Source organism: Kitasatospora sp. NPDC004799, assembly GCF_040609095.1.
Classification (GTDB): domain Bacteria; phylum Actinomycetota; class Actinomycetes; order Streptomycetales; family Streptomycetaceae; genus Kitasatospora.
Map to the genome: position 1 here is coordinate 16216 of NZ_JBEXJK010000045.1, position 17166 is coordinate 33381.

Consider the following 17166-nt stretch of genomic DNA (forward strand, 5'->3'; position numbering starts at 1 on the left):
CGTTTCTCGGTGGGCGGGCCGGGTGCGGCCCGCGTGGTGTGCGCAGGTCGGTCGCCTGCGGTCGGTAGGGGTCGGAAGTCGGTGCGTCAGGGAGCGGTCAGGGGGTCAGGTGGGCGGCGAGCACCGGGCCGATGACGGCGAGCGCCTCGGCGCCCGTCATCGCGCCGTGGGTGCTGGGCACCTCGTGGACGTCGAGCCGCCCGCCCAGGTACGGGCGCCAGCTCTCCGGGTCGGGGGCGTCGGCCGGCCGGTCCTTGGCGGCGGTGAAGAACACCGCGTCGCCGTCGTAGCCGGGCAGCGGGAGCTCGTGGGACAGCTCGGCGTTGGCCTGGAAGACCGCGACCACCCGGGCCACCCCGGCGCCGCTGAGGCCGGCCAGCGGGCCCTCGCCGTCCCGGACCAGCGCGGCGTAGCCCTCCTCGTCGGCCGGCCAGGCGGTGACGTCCCCGGCCGGGTGGCCGAGCGAGTCGAGGATCACCGCGAGCTGCGCCGGGTCGTCCCGCCACTGCTCGGGCCCCGGCTCGCCGGTGCCCGGGTAGGCGTCCAGCAGGGCCAGCAGCCGGACCTCCTCGCCCTGGGCGCGCAGCAGCGCGGCGATCGCGTGGGCGACGGCCCCGCCGAAGGACCAGCCGAGCAGGGCGTACGGGCCCTCGGGGCGGACGGCGCGGATCTGCGCGAGGTAGGTGCGGGCCAGCTCCTCGACCGAGGCCGGGTGCGCGGCCGGGTCGGCCAGGCCGGGGGCCTGCAGGCCGTAGATCGGCTGCTCGGCGTCGGTGTGGCGGAGCAGGCCGGTGTAGACCCAGCTGATGCCGGCGGCCGGGTGGACGCAGAACAGCGGCGGGCGCGAGCCGCGGGTGCGGATCGGCAGCAGGACGGGGAAGCTCTCGGCGGCCGGGCCCCGGTCGAGCCGCTCGGCCAGCCGGGCCACGGTCGGCGCCTCGAACAGCGTGCGGACGCCGACCTCGTCGTCCTCGCCGACCAGGTCGCGCAGGCCCGCGACCAGTCGGCTGGCCAGCAGCGAGTGCCCGCCGAGCTCGAAGAAGTTGTCGTCCACGCCGACCTTCTCCAGCCCCAGCAGGTCGGCGAACAGCCCGCAGAGCAGCTCCTCCCGGGGCGTCGAGGGCGCCCGCCCGGAGCCGAGCCAGGTGGTGTCCGGGGCCGGCAGGGCCTTGCGGTCGACCTTGCCGTTGGCGGTCAGCGGCAGGGCGTCCAGGGCGACGATCGCCGAGGGCACCATGTAGTCCGGCAGCGAGGCGCCGACGTGGGCCCGCAGCGCGGCCTGGTCGACGGCCTGCCCGGGCCCGGCGACGGCGTAGCCGACCAGCCGGCGGTCGCCCGGGCGGTCCTCCCGGACCAGCACGAACGCCTGGGCCAGGGAGGGGTGTCGGGCGAGCACCGCTTCGATCTCGCCGGGCTCGATCCGGAAGCCGCGGATCTTGACCTGGTGGTCGGTGCGGCCCAGGTACTCCAGGGTGCCGTCGGCCTGGCGGCGGACCAGGTCGCCCGAGCGGTACATCCGGCTGCCGGGCTCGCCGTACGGGTCGGCGACGAAGCGCTCGGCGCTCTGGCCCGGCCGGTTGAGGTAGCCGCGGGCCAGGCCGGCGCCCGCGATGTACAGCTCGCCCTCGACCCCGGCCGGGACCGGCTGGAGCGCGGCGTCCAGCACGTAGAGCCGGGTGTCCAGCACGGGCCGGCCCATCGGCGGGGCGATCCGGCCGCCGAGCGGGTCGCTCATGCTGGCGCAGACGGTGGACTCGGTCGGGCCGTAGGCGTTGACCATCCGCAGCCGGGCCGACCAGTGCTCGACCAGGTCGGGCGGGCAGGCCTCGCCGGCGACCACCAGGGTGCCGCCCTCCGGCAGCGCGTCCGGGGCGAGCACGGCCAGCGCGGTCGGCGGCAGGGTCAGGTGGGTGACGCCCTGCTCGGCGATCAGCGCGGTCAGCGACGGGCCGGGCAGCAGTCGGTCGGCGTCGCCGAGGACGGCCCGGGCGCCGGTGAGCAGTGCCATGCCCAGCTCCCAGACGGCCGCGTCGAAGGACGGCGAGGCGAACAGCAGCACCCGGCTGTCCGGGGTGACGGCCAGGCCCCGGCGCTGGCTCTCCACCATGGCGGCCAGGCCGGTGTGGGTGACCACCACGCCCTTGGGGCGGCCGGTGGAGCCCGAGGTGTAGATGACGTACGCGGCCGAGTGCGGGGTGACGGCGACGCCGGTGAGGTCGTGCGCCGGGTGGCCGGAGGCGTCCAGGTCCTCGATCAGCAGCCGCGGCACGGTGCTGTCGGCGAGCAGGCCGTCGACCAGCGCCTTGCTGGTGAGGACCAGCGCGGGCCGGGCGTCGTCCAGCATGTAGGCGATCCGGTCGGCCGGGTAGCGCGGGTCCAGCGGCTGGAAGACGGCGCCGGCCTTGAGCACGGCGAGCTGGGCGACGATCAGCTCGATCGAGCGCTCCAGGGCGATCGCGACGAACCGCTCGGGGGCCGCGCCGTGCTCGACCAGCAGCCGGGCCAGGCGGTTGGCGCGCTCGTTCAGCTCGCGGTAGGTGACCCGCTCGGTGCCGAAGGCGAGCGCCACGGCGTCCGGGCGGGCGGCGGCCTGCGCCTCGAAGAGCGCAGGGAAGGTGCCGAGCGGGAGGTCCTCCCGGGTGTCGTTCCAGCCGTCGAGCAGCTGCTCGCGCTCCTCGGGCGCCAGCACCTCGACCCGGCCCACCCGCTGGTCCGGGTCGGCCAGCACCGCGCGCAGGGCGCGCTCGAAGCGGGCGGCCGTTGCCTCGGCGGTGGCCCGGTCGAACAGGTCGACCGCGTACTCCACCGTCAGGCCCAGTCCGGCGGGCGCGCCGGCCGGGTCGAAGCTCTCGCTGAAGGCGAAGGTCAGGTCGAACTTGGCGAGGTCGGAGTCCAGTTGCTCGACCCGGCCGGGCAGGCCGCCGAGGCCGGTCTCCCCGGCCTCGCCGCCGGAGGTCAGCATCACCTGGCAGAGCGGGTGGCGGGCGGTCGAGCGCACCGGGTTGAGCAGCTCGACCAGCCGCTCGAAGGGCACGTCCTGGTGCTCGAAGGCGTCCAGGGTGCTCACCCGGACGCGCTCCACCAGCTCCCGGAAGGTCGGGTCGCCGGAGAGGTCGGTGCGCAGCACCAGGGTGTTGACGAAGAAGCCGACCAGGTCCTCCAGCGCCTCGTCGGTGCGCCCGGCCACCACGGTGCCGATCGGCAGGTCGGTGCCCGCGCCGATCCGGCCCAGGGTGGTGGCCAGCGCGGCCTGCATCACCATGAACACGCTGGCCCGGCTCCGCTGCGCCAACTCAACCAGGGCGGCGTGCAGTTCGGCGTCCATCCGGAGCTCCACCGCGGCGCCCCGGCGGCTCGGCGTGGCCGTGCGGTGGCGGTCGAAGGGGAGCGTCAGCTCCTCCGGGAGGTCGGCCAGGGTGCGCTGCCAGTAGGCGAGTTGGTCGGTCAGCAGGGCGCTGGGGCGCTCCTCGGTGCCGAGCAGCTCGTGCTGCCAGAGGGTGTAGTCGGCGTACTGCACCGGCAGCGGCCGCCAGTCGGGGGCGGTGCCGGCCTGCCGGGCCTGGTAGGCCTCGCCGAGGTCGCGCAGCAGCGGGGCCACGGACCAGCCGTCGGTGGCGATGTGGTGCATCAGCACCAGCAGGACGTGCTCCTCGCCGCCCGGCAGCGAGAACAGGGTGGCGCGCACCGGCAGGTCGCGGGCGAGGTCGAAGACCTGCGAGCCGGCCTCGGCGAGCGCCGTCGCGAGCTCCTCCTCGGTGGCCACCACCGCGGTGCGCAGCGGGAGTTCGGCCTCCGCCAGGAGCAGCTGGTGCGGCTGGCCGTCGGTGGTCGGGTAGACGGTGCGCAGCACCTCGTGCCGGCCGAGCAGGTCGGTCAGCGCCGCCTGGAGGGCGGTGGTGTCGACCCGGCCGGTCAGCCGGACCGCGCAGGGGGTGTTGTAGAGCGCGCTCGGGCCCTCGAACTGGTCGATGAACCACAGGCGTTGCTGCGCGGGGGAGAGCGGGACGCGGGCGGGCCGCTCGACCGGCCGCAGGGCCGGACGGGCCGCGCCCGGGGCGGGCAGCGCGGCGGCCAGGGCGGCCACGCTGGGGGCGTCGAACAGGGCCCGGACGGGCAGTTCGGTGCCCAGCGCGGTGCGGATGCGGCTGACCAGCTTGGTGGCGAGCAGCGAGTGGCCGCCCAGGTCGAAGAAGCTGTCGTCGATCCCGATCCGGTCCAACCCGAGGACGTCGGTGAAGAGTTCGCACAGGGCGTGCTCGGTGTCGGTGCGCGGGGCGCGGCCCTCGGCCGCCCCGGCGTAGTCGGGGGCGGGCAGGGCTCTGCGGTCCACCTTGCCGTTGGCGGTCACCGGGAGGGCGTCGAGGACGACCACGGCGGCCGGGAGCATGTAGCTGGGCAGGCTGTCGGCGACGGCGGCGCGCAGCTCGGCGGGGGTGCCCTCGCCGGTCGCGTACACCACCAGGCGCTTGTCGCCGGGCTGGTCCTCGCGGACCACGGCGAAGGCCTGGCCGACGGTCGGCAGGGCGGTGAACGCGCCCTCCACCTCGCCGAGTTCGATCCGGAAGCCGCGGATCTTGACCTGGTCGTCGGCCCGGCCGAGGAACTCCAGCACGCCGTCGGCCGTCCAGCGGACCAGGTCGCCGGTGCGGTACATCCGGCCGCCGGGCTCGCCGAACGGGCAGGCCACGAAGCGCTCGGAGGTCAGGCCGGGGCGGCCGACGTAGCCGCGGGCCAGGCCGGCCCCGGCGAGGTACAGCTCGCCGGCCACGCCGACCGGCACCGGGCGCAGCGCCTCGTCCAGCACGTACGGCCGGGTGTTGGCCAGCGGGCGCCCGATCGGCACCACGGCGGGGACGGGCTCGCCCGGGCGCATGGTGAAGACGGTCTTGATGGCGGTGGTCTCGGTGGGCGCGTACACCGCGACCACGTCGGTGTCCGGGCAGGCCCGGTGGATCCGGCGGACGGACTCCGGCGGGACGACGTCGCCGCCGGTCCACACCTGCCGGACGTGCCGGAAGGCGGCCGGGTCCTCGTCGGCCATCAGCCGCAGCAGGCCGGACGGGGCCTGGACCAGGGTCACCCGGTGGGTGGTGACGGTCTCGGCGAGGCGGCGGATGTCCAGCTCGCCGGGGTCGGCGAGGACGATCGCCCCGCCGGTGACCAGCGGCGCCCAGATCTCGGTGGTCGAGGCGTCGAAGGCGGTCGGCGAGTGCAGCAGCACCCGCTCGTGGTGGCCGGCCCGGAAGTGCGGGTTGCCCAGCAGGTCCACCACGTTGCGGTGGGTGACGGCGACGCCCTTGGGCACCCCGGTCGAGCCCGAGGTGTACATCACGTAGACCAGCTGGCCGGGCAGCACGGGGACGGCCGGGTCGCCCGCCGCGGGGGACTCGGCGAGCAGCGTCCCGGTGACCTCGAGGGTGGCGAAGCCCTCCGTGGCGAGCACCGGGTGGTCCCGGTGGGCCGGGTCGGTCAGCAGCAGGCCGGTGCGGGTGTCGGCGAGGATGTGCTGGAGCCGGTCCAGCGGGTAGCGGTCGTCCAGCGGGACGTAGGTGCCGCCCGCCTTGGCGATCGCGAGGACGGCGGTGAGCAGGGCGGCGGAGCGCTCCATCAGCACCGCGACCGGCTGTTCGGTGGTCAGTCCGCGCTCCAGCAGCAGGGCGGCGAGCCGGTTGGCGCGGTCGTTCAGCTCGGCGTAGTCGAGCCGCTCGGTGCCGGAGACCAGGGCGAGGGCGTCCGGGGTGGCGGCGGCCTGGGCCTCGAACAGCCGGGGCAGGCTCTGCTCGGCGACCTCGGCGGCCGGCCCGTTCCAGCCGGTGAGCAGCAGGTCGCGCTCGGCCGGGTCGAGGATCTCGACGGTGCCGATCGGCGCCTCGGGGGCGGCGACGGCGGCGCGCAGCACGCGCACCAGCCGCTCGGCGAGGGAGACGGCGGTGGCGTGGTCGAAGAGGTCGGCCGCGTAGTCCACGGCGGCGCGCACGCCCAGGCAGGTGCCGTCGGCCGCGAGCCGCTCGACGAAGTTGAAGTTGAGGTCGAACTGGGCCTGGGCCTCGCCGACCTCGACCGGGGTGCCCACCGCGGCGCCGAAGGCGAGGTCGCCGGCCCGCTCCGCGTTCAGGGTGACGACGGTCTGGAAGAGCGGGTGGCGGGCGGGGGTGCGGGTCGGGTTGAGGTGTTCGACCAGGCGCTCGAAGGGGATGTCCTGGTGGTCGTAGGCGTCCAGGTTCGCCCGCCGGACCCGGTCCAGCAGCTCGTGGAAGCTCGGGTCGCCGCTGGTGTCGGTGCGCAGCAGCAGGGTGTTGACGAAGAAGCCGACCAGGTCGTCCAGGGCCTCGTCGGTGCGCCCGGCGACGGGGGTGCCGAGCGGCAGGTCGGTGCCGGCGCCGAGCCGGGTGTAGAGCGCGGCGACCGCGGCCTGCAGCGCCATGAACAGGCTGGCGTGCCGGCTGGAGGCCAACTCGGTGAGCGCGGCGTGCAGTCCGGCGTCCAGCTCGAAGTCGGCGGCGCCGCCGCGGCGGCTCGGCAGGGCCGGGCGCGGCCGGTCGTACGGGAGCGCCAGCTCCTCCGGCAGGCCGGACAACTCCTTCTGCCAGTGCGCCAGTTGCAGGGAGATGACGCTCTCCGGGTCGTCCTCCTCGCCGAGCAGCTCGCGCTGCCAGAGGGTGTAGTCGGCGTACTGCACCGGCAGCGGCTCCCACTGCGGCTCGGTGCCGGCGACCCGGGCCCGGTACGCCTCGGCGAGGTCGCGGAAGAGCGGCGCGACCGACCAGCCGTCGCTGGCGATGTGGTGGGTGAGCAGCAGCAGGACGTGCTCGTCCCGCGCGGGCAGGGCGTACAGCCAGGCCCGGACCGGCAGGTCGGCGGCGAGGTGGAAGACCTGCCCGGCGGCCTCCCGCATCAGGGCCTGGAGCTCGGCCTCGTCCGCCGCCGGCACCCGGTGCAGCGGCGGGCGGCCCTCGGCCAGGATGTGCTGGTGGGGCTGGCCGTCGGTGGTGGGGAAGACGGTGCGCAGCACCTCGTGCCGGTCCACCACGTCCCCGAGCGCGCCCTCCAGGGCGTCGGCGTCGAGCTCACCGGTCAGCCGGAGGGCGAACGGAGTGTTGTAGAGGGCGCTCGGGCCCTCGAACTGTTCGATGAACCAGAGCCGCTGCTGGGCGAACGACAACGGGATCAAGGTCTGCCTCCGACTGGCGACGTACGGCGGTTGGGGCTGCTCTGCCCGGTGGGGCAGGGCGTTCGGGCGGCGGGGCGGGCCGCGCCGGTGGGCGCGGCCCGCGGGCTGCCGCGGGTCAGGCCTGGCCGCCGGGGCGGCGCATCGGCCGCAGGGCCGGGCGGGCCTTCTTCGGCGCGGGCGCCTCCTCGCCGCCGGGCAGGACGGCGGCGAGGGCGGCGACCGTGGGTGCGTCGAACAGCGTGCGGATCGGCAGCTCCGCGCCGAGGGTGGCGCGGATGCGGCTGACCAGCCGGGTGGCGAGCAGGGAGTGCCCGCCGAGGTCGAAGAACCGGTCGTCGATGCTGACCGTCGGCACGCCCAGCACCTCGGCGAACAGGGCACAGAGCTCCCGCTCGCGCTCGGTGCGCGGGGCGCGGCCCTCGGCCGCCCCGGCGTACTCGGGCGCGGGCAGGGCCCGGCGGTCCACCTTGCCGTTGGCGGTGACCGGCAGGCTGTCCAGGACGACCACGGCGGCCGGGAGCATGTAGCCGGCCAGGCGGTCGGCGACGAAGGCGCGCAGTTCGGCGTCGGTGGCCTTGCCGGTGGCGTACACCACCAGGCGCTTGTCGCCCGGCTGGTCCTCGCGGACCACCGCGAGCGCCTGGCCGACGCCCTCGTGGGCGGTGAACGCGGCCTCCACCTCGCCGAGTTCGATCCGGAAGCCGCGGATCTTGACCTGGTCGTCGGCCCGGCCGAGGAACTCCAGCACGCCGTCCGCCGTCCAGCGGGCGAGGTCGCCGGTGCGGTACATCCGGCCGCCGTCCGCGTCGAAGGGGCAGGCGACGAAGCGCTCGGCGCTCAGCGCCGGGCGGCCGACGTAGCCGCGGGCCAGGCCGGCCCCGGCGATGTACAGCTCGCCCGCCACGCCGGCCGGCACCGGCTGGAGGCCGGCGTCCAGCACGTACAGCCGGGTGTTGGCCAGCGGGCGCCCGATCGGCACCGTGCCCGGCACCGCCGCGGCGTCCGGCATCGGGTACTGGGTGGCGCACAGGGTGGTCTCGGTCGGCCCGTACAGGGCCCGCACCGCGATGCCCGGGACGGCCTCCAGCACCCGGCGCACGGCCGGGGCGGAGACCACGTCCCCGCCGGTCAGCACCTCGCGGACGCCGGCGAAGATGCCCGGGTCCTCCTCCGCGATGACCCGGAACAGGCCGGCCGTGACGTGCACGTGGGTGAGCGCGTGGACCCGGACCAGCTCCCGGATGGCGGCCGCGTCCAGGTCGCCCTGCGGGGCGACGACCACCTGGCCGCCGGAGAGCAGCGGCACCCAGATCTCGTAGGTCGAGGCGTCGAAGGCGTGCGGCGCGTGGAACAGCACCCGCAGGCCCTCGTCGTGCCGCCAGCACGGGTCGGTGGCGAGCTGCACCACGTCCCGGTGGCTGATCGCGATGCCCTTGGGCTCCCCGGTGGAGCCGGAGGTGAACATCACGTAGGCGAGCTGCTCCGGGTGGGGCGCGGCCCGGTGGGCGCGCCGCTCGCGCGGACCGTCGAACCAGCCCGCGGTGAGCGGCAGGACGGGGCAGGGGGCGTCGGCGGCCAGCGGGTGGTCGCGGTGCGCCGGGTCGACCAGGACGAGCGCCGCGGCCGTCTCGGAGGTGATCCGGCGCAGCCGCTCGGCCGGGTGCCGGTCGTCCAGCGGGACGTAGACGCCGCCCGCCTTGGCCACCGCGAGGATCGCCGTCAGCAGGTCGGCCGAGCGGTCCATCAGCAGGACCACCGGCGTCTCGGCGCCGACCCCGGCGCCGGCCAGGTGGGCCGCCAGGTGCTCGGCCCGGGAGTCCAGTTCGGCGTAGCTGAGGGTGCCGTCCGCGGAGACCACGGCCGGCGCGTCGGGGGTGGCGGCGGCCCGGGCCTCGAACAGCTCCGGCAGGGTCCCGTCCGGGACGGGCGCGGCGGTGGCGTTCCAGCCGGTGAGCAGCTGCGCGCGCTCGGCCGGGTCGAGGATCTCGATGGCGCCGATCGGCGCGTCCGGGGTGTCCGCGGCGGCGCGCAGCACCCGCAGCAGCCGCTCGCCGACGGCGGTGGCGGTGGCGTGGTCGAAGAGGTCGACCGCGTACTCGACCGCCACCGTCAGGCCCGCCTGCGGGCCCTGCTCGGTGAAGCGGAAGGACAGGTCGAACTTGGCCACGTCCAGCTCGAAGGGGTGCTCGGCGCAGCCCAGGCCGCCGAAGGAGTCCGGCACCGTGACCCGGCTCTCCAGCGCCACCAGGGTCTGGAAGAGCGGGTGGCGGGCGGGGGTGCGGGTCGGGTTGAGCTGCTCGACCAGGCGCTCGAAGGGGATGTCCTGGTGGTCGTAGGCGTCCAGGTCGGTGCGCCGGACCCGGTCCAGCAGCTCCCGGAAGGTCGGGTCGCCGGAGGTGTCGGTGCGCAGCAGCAGGGTGTTGACGAAGAAGCCGACCAGCTCGTCCAGGGCCTCGTCGGTGCGCCCGGCCACCGGGGTGCCGAGCGGCAGGTCGGTGCCGGCGCCGAGCCGGGTGTAGAGCGCGGCGACCGCGGCCTGCAGCGCCATGAACAGGCTGGCGTTCTGCGCCGCCGCCAACTCGCCGAGCCTGGCGTGCAGTTCGGCGTCGACGACGACCTCCACCAGGCCGCCCCGGTGCCCCGGAACGGCCGGGCGCGGCCGGTCGTACGGGAGTGCCAGCTCCTCCGGGGCGTCGGCCAGCGCCTGCTGCCAGTAGGCGAGTTGGTCGGTCAGCAGGGCGCTGGGCCGCTCGTCGGTGCCGAGCAGCTCGCGCTGCCAGAGGGTGTAGTCGGCGTACTGCACCGGCAGCGGGGCGCGGTCCGGCGCGGTGCCGGCGATCCGGGCCTCGTAGGCCTCGGCGAGGTCGCGGAAGAGCGGGGCGACCGACCAGCCGTCGCTGGCGATGTGGTGCATCAGCACCAGCAGGACGTGCTCGTCGTGCGGCAGCGAGAGCAGGGTGGCGCGCACCGGCAGGTCGTGGGCGAGGTCGAAGACCTGCTCGCCGGCCGCGACCAGCGCGGCCCGCAGCTCCGCCCCGTCCGCCACCGACACCCGGTGCAGCGGCAACTCCTCGGCCTCGGCGACCAGTTGGTGCGGGCGGCCGTCGACGGTCGGGAAGACGGTGCGCAGCACCTCGTGCCGGCGCACCACGTCCCGGACGGCCTGCTCCAGGGCGGGGACGTCGACGGCGCCGGTGAGCCGGACCGCGACCGGGGTGTTGTAGAGCGCGCTCGGGCCCTCGAACTGCTCGATGAACCACAGGCGTTGCTGGGCCGAGGAGAGCGGTACGAGCTCCGGCCGCTCGGCCGGCCGCAGGGCCGGACGGGCCGCCGCGGAGTCGGGCAGCGCGGCGGCCAGCAGGGCCACCGTCGGGTTGTCGAAGAGGGTGCGGATCGGCAGCTCGGCGCCGAGGCCGGCCCGGATCCGGCTGACCAGCTTGGTGGCGAGCAGCGAGTGGCCGCCGCGGTCGAAGAAGTTGTCGTCGATGCTGATCCGGGTCAGCCCGAGGACCTCGGCGAACAGCTCGCACAGGGCCCGCTCGACGGCGTTGCGCGGCTCGCGCCCGCCGTCGGCGCCGTTGTAGTCGGGCGCGGGCAGGGCCTTGCGGTCCACCTTGCCGTTGGGGTTCACCGGCAGCTCGTCGAGGACCACGATCGCGGCCGGCAGCATGTAGCCGGGCAGCCGCTCGGTGACGAAGTCGCGCAGCTCCTCGGCCCGCACCTCGCCGGTCACGTACGCGACCAGGCGCTTGTCGCCGGGCTGGTCCTGGCGGACCGCCACGCAGACCTGGCCGACCGCCGGGTGGGCGGTGAACGCCGCCTCCACCTCGCCGAGTTCGATCCGGAAGCCGCGCAGCTTCACCTGGTCGTCCGCTCGACCGACGAACTCCAGTTCGCCCGTGGGCATCCAGCGCACCACGTCGCCGGTGCGGTACATCCGGCCGCCGGGCTCGCCGAACGGGCAGGCCACGAAGCGCTCGGAGGTCAGGCCGGGGCGGCGGACGTAGCCGCGGGCCAGGCCGTTGCCGCCGATGTACAGCTCGCCGGCCACGCCGACCGGCACCGGGCGCAGCCCGGCGTCCAGCACGTACAGCCGGTTGTTGGGCAGCGGGCGGCCGATCGGCACCACGGCCGGCACCTCGGCGGCCGAGGTCATCGGGAAGTGGGTCGCGAAGGTGGTGGTCTCGGTCGGTCCGTAGACGTTGACCAGCCGCAGCCCGGGGCAGGTGTCCAGCACCCGCCGCATGGCGACCGGCGAGGCGATGTCCCCGCCCGTCCACACCTCGTGCAGTCCGGTGAAGGTCTCCGGGGCCTCGGCGGCCAGCACGTTGAACAGGCCGACGCTGATCCAGGCGGAGGTGGTCCGCTCGTGGCCGATCACCGCCGCCAGTTCGGCGATGCCGAGCCGGCCGGGCGGGGCGATCACCAGCTGGCCGCCGGAGAGCAGCGGGGTCCAGATCTCGTAGGTGGAGGCGTCGAAGGCGGAGGGCGCGTGCACCGGCAGCCGCTCGTGGCCGCCGCCGGTGAACTGCCCGCCGAGCGCGAGGTCCACCACGCCGCGGTGGGTGATGGCGATGCCCTTGGGCACGCCGGTCGAGCCGGAGGTGTGCATCACGTACACCAACTGGTCGGCGCGCTGCGGCAGTCCGAGGTTCTCCGGGTGCTCCTCGGCGTGCGGGTCGAGCACCGTCAGGCCGGCCAGCGCGGGGTGCTCGCGGTGCGCGGCGTCGGCCAGCACCAGCGCGGCGCCGGCGTCGGCCAGGACGGTCCGCAGCCGGTCGGCCGGCTGGGCGTCGTCCAGCGGCACGTAGAGGCCGCCGGCCTTGAGCACGGCCAGGATCGCCACCACCTGGGCGGCCGAGCGGTCGATCATCAGGGCGACCGGCGTCTCCCGGACCACCCCGGCCTCGACCAGCCGCCGTGCCAGGCCGTTGGCCCGGGCGTTGAGCTGGGCGTAGGTCAGCTCGGCGTCGTCGGCGGTGAGCGCGATCGCGTCCGGGGCGGCGGCGGCCCGCGCCTCGAACAGCTCGGGCAGCGAGCCCTCGGGCAGCGGGGTGCTGGTGCCGCTCCACTCGCCGACCAGCCGGGCGCGCTCGGCGGCGGTCAACACCTCGACGGTGCCGACGAGTTCGGCCGGGTCGGCGACGATCCGGTCGAGCAGGGCGAGGAAGCGGTCCAGCAGGGTGCGGGCCTCCTCGGCGGTGAAGGCGTCCGGCTGGTGGTCCAGGCGCAGCTGGAGGCCGTCGCCGGGGGTCAGCGCCAGCACCAGCGGGTAGTGGGCGCTGTCGACGTCCTCGACCAGGGTGACCCGGGTGGCGCCGCTCGGGTCGGCGTCGTCCAGGGCGGACGGGTCCGGGTAGTTGCCGTACACCGTGACGGTGTCGAACAGGCTGCCCATGCCCGCGAGTTGCTGGATCTCGGTGAGGCTGAGGTGCTGGTGGTCCAGCAGCGCGGACTGCTCGTGCTGCAGGCGCAGCAGCAGCTGGCCCCAGCTCTCCGCCTGGTCCAGGCGCACCCGCACCGGCACGGTGTTGATGAGCAGGCCCATCATCCGCTCCACGCCCGGCAGGTCGTGCGGCCGACCGGAGACGGTGGTGCCGAACAGCACGTCCTCGCGCCCGGTGAGCCGGGCCAGCAGCACGCCCCAGGCCGCCTGCACCAGGGTGTTGAGGGTGACGCCGTAGCGGCGGGCGGTGCGGGCGAGCGCCTCGGTGGTCTCCGGGGTGAGCCCGGTGTGCAGGCGCAGCGGCAGCTGCGGGGTGGCGGCCGAGCGGCCGGGGGCGAGCAGGGTGGGCTCGTCGGCGCCGGCCAGCGCCTGGGCCCAGGCGGCGCGGGCGGCCGCGCCGTCGCGCCGGGTGATCCAGCGCAGGTACTCGCGGTACGGGGCCGCCGGGGCCATCGGCTGCTCGAAGTACAGGCCCCACAGCTCCTCGGCGAACAGCGGGGTGGACCAGCCGTCCAGCAGGATGTGGTGCGCGGAGGCGATCAGCTGGTGGCGCTCGGGGGCGAGCTTCAGCAGGGTGTAGCGCAGCAGCGGCGGGCGGTCGAGGTCGAAGCGGCGGCCGTACTCGGCGGCGGCGATCCGCGCGGCCTCCGCCTCCGGCTCGGCGTGGGCGCTCAGGTCGACGACGGTGAAGGGCAGTTCGACGGCGTCCGGGACGACCTGCACCGGCGGGCCGTCGTGCCGCTGGTGGAACGCGGCCTTGAGGTTCGGCTGGCGGGTCAGCAGCGCCTCGGCGGCGGCGCGCAGCCGCCCGGCGTCCACCGGACCGGTGAGGTCGAAGGTCACGACCGAGGTGTAGACGTCCGCGCCGTCGGCGTCGTACGCCGAGTGGAAGGCCATGCCCTGCTGGAGCGGCGAGGTGGGCCAGACGTCCACCAGCCGGGCGGGGGCGTGGTGGGCGGCGAGGCCGTCCAGCTCCTCCTGGGTGACGGCGACCAGCGGGAAGTCGGACGGGGTGTGCCCGCCCGCGTCCGGCCGCTCGGCGTGCGCGGCGAGCGCGCCCAGCGCGGCGAACCAGGCCTCGGCGAAGGCGCGCACCCGCTCCTCGGAGAGCAGCCCGGTGGCGTACGACCACTGGGCGACCAGCAGCGGGCCCTGCGGGGTGTCCACGGTGGTGGCGTCCAGGCCGAGCACCCGGCCGAGCGCGAGGCCGGTCGCGGCGCCCTCGCTCATCGCCTCGGTGCCGGCCAGCACGTCCTCGGCGGTGACGCCCTCGGGCGCGAAGCGGCCCAGGTAGTTGAACTCGATCTGCGGGTCGGCGTACCCGTCGAGGACGGCCGCGGTGTCCGGGTTGAGGTGGCGCAGCAGGCCGAAGCCGATGCCGTTGTCCGGGACGGCGCGCAGCTGCTCCTTGACCCGGCCGAGGGCCCGGCCGAGCTCGGGGCCGGCCGCGGTGACGGCGGACCAGTCCAGCGCGCCGGGGGCGAGCCGGACGGGGTAGACCGAGGTGAACCAGCCGGCGGTGCGGTGCAGGTCGACGCCGTCGACGATCTCCTCGCGGCCGTGGCCCTCCACGGTGACCAGCACGGCGCCGTCGGGCCCGGTGGTCTCCCGGCCGCGCCAGTGGCCGAGGGCCAGCGCCAGGCCGGTCAGCAGCACGTCGTTGACCTGGGCGTGGTACGCGGCGGTGACCTTGGTGAGCAGCGCCCGGGTGGTCTCGGCGGGCAGCACGAGCCGCAGTTGGCCCTCGGTGGCGTAGGTGTCCTCGGCCGGGTCCAGCGGGCGGTCGCCGAGCAGCGGGTCCGGGGTGGCCAACGCGGCCTGCCAGAGCGGGAGTTCGGCGGCCCGGCGGTCGGTCAGCGCCTCGGCGGTGAGCCGCTGGGCCCAGCGGCGGAAGGAGGTCGGTACCGGCGCCAGTTCGACGTCGCGGCCCTCACGGAGCGCGGCGAGCGCGCCGAGCAGGTCCTCCTCGACGATGCGCCAGGTGACGCCGTCCACCACCAGGTGGTGGATCACCAGCAGCAGCTGCGAGGGCTGCTCCGGGCCGGCGTCGAAGCGCACGGCCTGGACCATCCGGCCGTCCTCGGGGGACAACCGCCCGCGGGCGGCCGCGGTCTCGGCGCGCAGCGCCTCGGCGGTGGCCGGGCCCTCGACCCGGCGCAGCACGCCCTCGGCGGGGACGGTGCCGGGCTCGGGCACGTGCAGCGTCCAGGGGCGCTCGGCGAGCGGGGAGGTGCGGGCGCGGAACAGGTCGTGGTGGTCGAGCAGGGCCTGGACGGCGGTGGTCAGGTGCTCCTGTGCCGTGCCGGCGGGCAGGGTGAGCAGGGTGGACTGGTAGAAGCTCTCGACCGCGCCGTGCTGCGCGGCCAGCCAGTGCACGATCGGCGTCGGCGGCACCTCGCCGAGGCCGGCCCCGGCGGGCTCGACGACGACCGGCCCCTCCAGCGGACGGGCGAGCCGCGCCAGCGCCTCGACGGTCGGGGCGAGGAACACCTCGCGCGGGGTGAGCTGGAGGCCCGCGTGCCGGGCCCGGGAGACCAGCTGGATGGCCACGATGGAGTCGCCGCCCAGCTCGAAGAAGGAGTCCGTGACGCCGACCCGGGGCAGGCCCAGGACCTCGCCGAACAGCCGGACGAGGGCGTGCTCCACCTCGCCGGCCGGGGCCCGGCCGTCCTCCTCGCCGGCGCCGAACACCGGCGCGGGCAGGGCGCGCTTGTCCACCTTGCCGTTGGGGGTGAGCGGCAGCCGGTCGAGCACCACGACGGTCGGCACCATGTGGTCGGGCAGCCGCTCGGCGCAGTACGCCCGCAGCTCGGCCGGGTCGGCGGCGCCGACGGTGTAGCCGACCAGGCGGCGCTCGCCCGGGCGGTCCTCGCGGACCAGCACCACGGCCTGGCGCACCTCGGGGTGGGCGGAGAGGGTCTGCTCGATCTCGCCGAGCTCCACCCGGAAGCCGCGGATCTTCACCTGGTCGTCGGCCCGGCCGAGGAAGTCCAGCTGGCCGTCCGGGCGGTAGCTGCCGAGGTCGCCGGTGCGGTACATCCGGCTCCCGGGCTCGCCGTACGGGTCGGCCACGAAGCGCTCGGCGGTCAGGCCCGGGCGGTTCAGGTAGCCGCGGGCCAGGTGCGGGCCGGCCAGGTACAGCTCGCCCACGGTGCCCGGCTCGACCGGGCGCAGGTGCTCGTCCAGCACGTGGATGCGCACGTCCTGGCAGGGGTGGCCGATCGGGGGCAGCTCCTCGCCGGTGAGCGGCTCGCTCATGCTGACGATGACGGTGGCCTCGGTCGGGCCGTAGCTGTTGAGCATCAGCCGGCCGCGGCCGAGGCGGGCGGCCAGCTCGCGGGAGACCGCCTCGCCGCCGCCGATCAGGGTGCGCAGCGAGGGCATCGGCAGGTCGGGCAGGGTGGAGATCATCGCGGTGGCGATGTCGGCGTGGGTGACGCCGAACCGGTCGATCAGGGCGGCCAGCGGCTCGCCGACCAGCTGGCTCTGCTCGCGCGGCAGGACGAGCGCGGCGCCGGTGGTGAGCGCCACGGAGAGGTCGGAGACCGAGACGTCGAAGCTGAGCGAGGAGGCCTGGAGCACCCGGCTGCCGGGGCCGACGCCGGTGGCGGCGACCTGGGTGCCGATCATGCTGGGCAGCCCGGTGTGGGTGACGGCCACGCCCTTGGGCACGCCGGTGGAGCCGGAGGTGTAGATGACGTACGCGGTGTTCAGCGCGCCGACCGGCCGGACCCGCTCGGCGGCGGTGAAGGGGGTGCCGGGCAGGGCGTCGAGCTCGGCCCGGTGCTCGGCGGAGTCGATCAGCAGCCGCGGGGCGTCGGTGGCGGGCAGCTGCCCGGCGGCCTCGGCGGTGGTGAGCACCAGGGCGGCGCGGGAGTCGGTCAGCATGTGGCGCAGCCGCTCGGCCGGGTAGGCCGGGTCGGCGGGCAGCCAGGCGGCGCCGGTCTTGGCGACGGCGAGGATCGCGGCGATCGCCTCGGGGGACTTCGGCAGGGCCAGCGCGACGACGTCCTCGGTGCCCAGGCCGCGGCCGGCCAGCACCCGGGCCAGCCGGTTGGCGCGGGCGTCCAGCTCGGCGTACGTGAGGGTGGTGTCCTCGGCGTACAGCGCGGGGGCGTCCGGGGTGCGGGCGACCTGGGCGTCGACCAGCTCGGTGAGGGTCGGCCGGGCGTCCGGACGGGCCGGCTCCCCGGCGGCCAGCCGGGCGTCGGCCGCATCCGGCCGCTGCTCGGATCTGTGCGTCTGCTGGACCCCGGACATGTGACTCTCTCCCTCGTGCGGCTGGCCCCCGCGGTGGCGGGAGCGGCGAGCTGGGTTGACCTCGGGGCGGTCGGCCCGGGGGTCGGCGGAGCGATGTTGCGGTCGTCGTGCGGTGCTGCGGTGTGCTTCGTGTGACGGTCGTGCGGCGTACCGGTGCGGTGCGGCGGTGCGGGGGGTGGGTGCGCGCCGGTGCTGTCCGGGGAGCAGATCAGCAGGCCGTCGAAGCGGCCGGCGGTGGCGGCCTCGGCGAGGGTGGCGCTGCCCCAGCCGGAGCTGACCACCACGGCCA

2 protein-coding genes are annotated in these 17166 nt (G+C 75.9%); both read right to left on the reverse strand.

Annotated features, from left to right (window positions below; genetic code table 11):
- Nucleotides 1–97: 97 nt before the first annotated feature.
- Entirely contained in the window at nucleotides 98–7171 is a 7074-nt protein-coding gene (locus ABZW03_RS09095) for an amino acid adenylation domain-containing protein (RefSeq protein WP_355254155.1), read from the reverse strand.
- A gap of 115 nt (nucleotides 7172–7286) precedes the next feature.
- Complete coding sequence (locus ABZW03_RS09100) at nucleotides 7287–16877, reverse strand: amino acid adenylation domain-containing protein (protein WP_355254157.1); 9591 nt, start codon at nucleotides 16875–16877, stop codon at nucleotides 7287–7289.
- Nucleotides 16878–17166 lie beyond the last annotated feature (289 nt).